Raw genomic sequence first — 2,767 nt, 5'->3', positions numbered from 1 at the left:
CCTATAATAATCTGGTTTTAGAAAGAGGAATGGTGATTGGCTCTCCTCTGAATATAGAGTTTAACGTTGCTATGAGTACCATGAAATTTGCTCCCAGCAATGTCTTAGTCATTTTGCTTAATGAAAACACTGCTCCTGTTTCTAGTTGGTTATTTAAGAGAGCTTATCCAGTCAAATGGACGACATCTGACCTAGATGCTAATGCCAATGCTGTGGTTATAGATACGATGGAATTAGCCTATGCCAGATTTCAAAGTGTGAGGATTTAGCTATGCCAGTGGAAATCAAAGAATTAATTATTCGTGCCAACATTGTGGATAATAGTGAATCTAAGCATGGAAATAGTGAAAATGGAAATAGTGAAGATCATAATTTAGATTACCAGACGGGAGAAAAGTCTGAACAAAAAGAGGAAATAATTGCTGCTTGTGTCGCCCAGGTACTGAAGATACTGGAGCGGAAAAAAGAGAGATAAGGTAAATCTATGCTAAAAAATCCTTTCAAATTAGAAAAGCTGAAGATTCGTGTTTATAAAGATGGAAAACGTACTGGAAAGGGAGAAGATACCTTTGAAGTCATGTTTAATCCGGAATCCTATTCCTTAAAATACGAGAATGTTTATCAAAATAAGCAGGGTATTAATACCCGTGGACGCGAAGCAAAATATACTCTCAGCAAACCCAGGAATTTGTCCCTCAAGTTAATTTTAGATGACACAGGAGTAGCAGATTATGGAGGTTTAGGGTTTGCCGGAGCTTCATTACTTGGCAATCTTTTAGGGACGAGAGATGTTTACAAGCAAGTAGACCGCTTTCTGAAGCTAACAACATTTATGGATGGAAAAATCCATGAGCCTAAATATCTCAAAATTGAATGGGGAGACTTAATTTTTGATTGCCGTCTCGTATCTGTTAATGTTAAGTATACACTTTTCAACCGTAGCGGACAACCGATAAGAGCTGAGTTAGATACCGTTTTTAAAGGTGATCTAGAAGATTCCAAGCGAATTAAACTAGAAAATAAAAGCTCACCCGATCTCACCCATACTAAAACAGTAAAAGCTGGAGATAAGTTGGCTTTGATGGCTCAAGAGGTATATGGTGACTCGGCTTATTATATCCAGCTTGCCCGTGCTAATAATGTCAATAACTTCAGAAAGTTAAAAACCGGAACAACTATCAAATTACCGCCAATAGAGAAGTAAAAAAAAAATGAGTGGTGTCGTCACAGCAACAATTTTGAGTGATACTGGGGAAGTAATGAACCCAGAATACAACCTCATGTCGATTGACATTATCAAAGAGGTGAATAAAATCCCGATAGCTCAAATAATTTTATTAGATGGTGAGGCGGCAAAACAAGAATTTCCTATTAGCAACACGGAGTTTTTTAAACCAGGCCAAGAAATTGAAATAAAGCTTCGCTATGAAGGGGAAAAACAAAAGGAAGCAACAGTTTTTAAGGGAATTATAGTTAGACACTGTGTGCAAGCCGATCGCTATAGTTCTCTGCTCACTGTTGATTTAAAAGATGCAGCATACAAACTAACCACCCAAAGAAAAAGTGCTGTGTTTCGAGATATGACAGACAAGGATATTATCGACAAAGTCATCAAAACTGGGGGGTTAACAGTCAAATCTATTGCTGTAACTAAACCAAAGCATAAGGAAATGGTGCAATATTACTGCACTGACTGGGATTTCATTTTATCTCGTGGGGATGTCAATGGTCTGTGGGTTTTAGTTGATGATGGCGAAATTACTGGGGTCGAGCCTAATCTAAAGGGGAAACCAAAACATACCTTTGAGTATGGCAAAGATGAAATTTACGAGTTTGAAATGGAAGCTGATATTTGCGATCAGAAAGCGTCGGTAGAAAGTACAGCTTGGGATATCAAAACACAGAAATTATTACAATCACAAAAAGCCAAAGAGTTTTCTCTAGACCAGGGTAATTTAAAAGGAGATGAATTAGCAAAAACCATTGGTGCAGATAACTATCAATTAATCAGTTTAGCTCCCTTAGATGACCAGGAAGTAAAAGCTTGGGCAGATGCCAAGTTACAAAAAAGTCGTCTGTCACTGTTTAAAGGTCGCTTCAATTTACCTGGATTTGCTGATATTAAACCAGGAGATATAATAAAACTTGATGGAATAGGAAAGCGCTTCAATGGCAAAACTTTAGTAACGGCTATTCGACATCAATTTAGTAGACAAGGCTGGCAAACGTATGTACAATTTGGGTTGTCAGCTAGCTGGTTTTATCAACAAAATAATGATATTTTTGATACACCAGTGGCGGGATTGATTCCAGCTATTCATGGGTTGCAAATTGGCATTGTGGATAAGTATGAAGCGGATCCAGAAAAACAGTTTAGGGTAAAAGTCAGAATCCCCTCAATTGAAACAGATGGTATTGTTTGGGCAAGATTAGCTTCCGTTGAGGCTGGTAATAAAAGGGGTATTTTCTTTAGGCCAGAAACCGGGGATGAGGTTATTCTCGGTTTTATCAATGATGACCCTAGACAAGCCATAATTCTAGGAGCAGTGCATAGTGGTAAAAATGCTTTACCAGCAGGTTTAACAGTAACCAAGGAAAATAATAAAAAAGGAATAGTTACCAAAGAATCCCTAAAAATTATATTTGATGATGAAAATAAGTTAATCGAAATTAGTACATCCAAAGGCAATACCTTAAAATTATCCGAGCAGGATAAAGGGATTAAATTGGAAGATGAAAATGGTAATACAATCACGATGGATAATCA

Annotated in this window: 4 protein-coding genes; all 4 read left to right on the top strand. The window is 37.3% G+C overall.

Features of this window, described 5'->3' with window-relative positions; all coding sequences use genetic code 11:
* The coding region (locus F6K37_RS37415; protein WP_287256073.1) for a phage tail protein at window positions 1–269 on the top strand (269 nt) is incomplete at its 5' end.
* Window positions 270–271: 2 nt separating this feature from the next.
* Window positions 272–475, top strand: coding sequence for a DUF5908 family protein (locus F6K37_RS37410; RefSeq protein ID WP_008186250.1), 204 nt, complete (start codon window positions 272–274; stop codon window positions 473–475).
* Between the two features lie 9 nt (window positions 476–484).
* On the top strand, window positions 485–1,204 hold the full coding sequence (locus F6K37_RS37405) for a CIS tube protein (protein WP_008186252.1): 720 nt from the start codon (window positions 485–487) through the stop codon (window positions 1,202–1,204).
* Window positions 1,205–1,211: 7 nt separating this feature from the next.
* Window positions 1,212–2,767, top strand: a 1,556-nt coding sequence (vgrG, locus tag F6K37_RS37400) for a type VI secretion system tip protein VgrG (RefSeq protein ID WP_287256070.1), incomplete at its 3' end; no start/stop codon positions are given.

The organism is Moorena sp. SIO4E2, from assembly GCF_010671945.1.
Classification (GTDB): Bacteria; Cyanobacteriota; Cyanobacteriia; order Cyanobacteriales; family Coleofasciculaceae; genus Moorena; species Moorena producens.
The sequence above is the reverse complement of the archived record's forward strand: the minus strand, read 5'-3'. Positions and strand labels throughout refer to the sequence as shown.

What these genes read in the sequence shown, in the direction of transcription:
- F6K37_RS37410 (WP_008186250.1), top strand. Translation starts at nt 272, where the DNA reads ATGCCAGTGGAAATCAAAGAATTAATTATTCGTGCCAACATTGTGGAT.
- F6K37_RS37405 (WP_008186252.1), top strand. Translation starts at nt 485, where the DNA reads ATGCTAAAAAATCCTTTCAAATTAGAAAAGCTGAAGATTCGTGTTTAT.